Below are 906 nucleotides of genomic sequence, written 5' to 3'. Positions count from 1 at the left end.
GGCGGAGCTGTCGACGACCGTGAAATCAAGCTGCCTGCCCCCTTTATTTTGCGTTTTCAGGGCCGGCCAATACATACCCACGCCGCCACCGAAATCGACGATGCGACAAGAGGCTGCGTGATCACCGGCGGGCGCGATCGATGCGATCAGCGAAAGGCACATCTCGTTCATGTCTTGGTGACTGACACCGTCGACGCGGGAGTGAGCCCTTTCGGAAACATAAGAAATCCAGTTCGGGTGCTCGAATGGATTGTCATTTGACGGCTGTAGCTCCGCTGCATCCCGATAGAGGCCGTCATAAATCGGTCGTTCCGGCTTCAGCCGCTGCAAGGCTCCGCGCGCCAATACGAAAAGAATGGGCGGCAGAATTTGTTTGATCAGATGTTTGAGCATGGGTGTCTCATGACTGGCTAAGTCTGCGAAGCCGGCGTTTCCACGTTCGAATTCCAGGTCTGCGGGCCGTCGTAGAGTAACGAGGAAATGTTCACGCCGGACTTGTATCCCGGGTCAATTTCCCGCAGATTCGCGATGTAGCGGTAGCCCAAGCCATCCAAGGTGAAGTTGCAGACGCCGAATTCTCTGACGGATGGCAGCAGATGAAATAGGAAAATCGGCTGACAGCCGAAAAAGAAAGCATCGAACATCGCCGCGCCCATGGTTCCAACGACAACCCCAGGCCTTATTTGCTCCATGGCAGTGTTGCTGGAGATCGCGTTATCGATGAGATGAATATTGGAATGCTGAGCAGCCAGCGCAGTGTAGAAGCTGCACACTTCGTTTTGAGCGGCCCAATCTCCCGGGTGAATTTTCAGGTGAACCTCCGAAAAAGCTGCGGCCAACACGCGCAGGGCTTCTGCGGAGATTGCAAGCTCTTCGGTTTTCAGGCCAAAAGCGTCGAGATTGTTG

General features: G+C 54.9%; 2 protein-coding genes. Both read right to left on the bottom strand.

Annotated features, from left to right (window positions below):
• Nucleotides 1-393: class I SAM-dependent methyltransferase (locus AC1DWI_RS24635; RefSeq protein ID WP_477726108.1), on the bottom strand; the 393-nt coding region annotated here is incomplete at its 3' end.
• A gap of 17 nt (nt 394-410) precedes the next feature.
• Nucleotides 411-906, bottom strand: a 496-nt coding sequence (locus tag AC1DWI_RS24630; RefSeq protein ID WP_477726107.1) for a hypothetical protein, incomplete at its 5' end; no start/stop codon positions are given.

Source organism: Polaromonas sp. P3_C2 (assembly GCF_056402675.1).
This window is presented reverse-complemented; position numbering and strand designations above follow the sequence as displayed.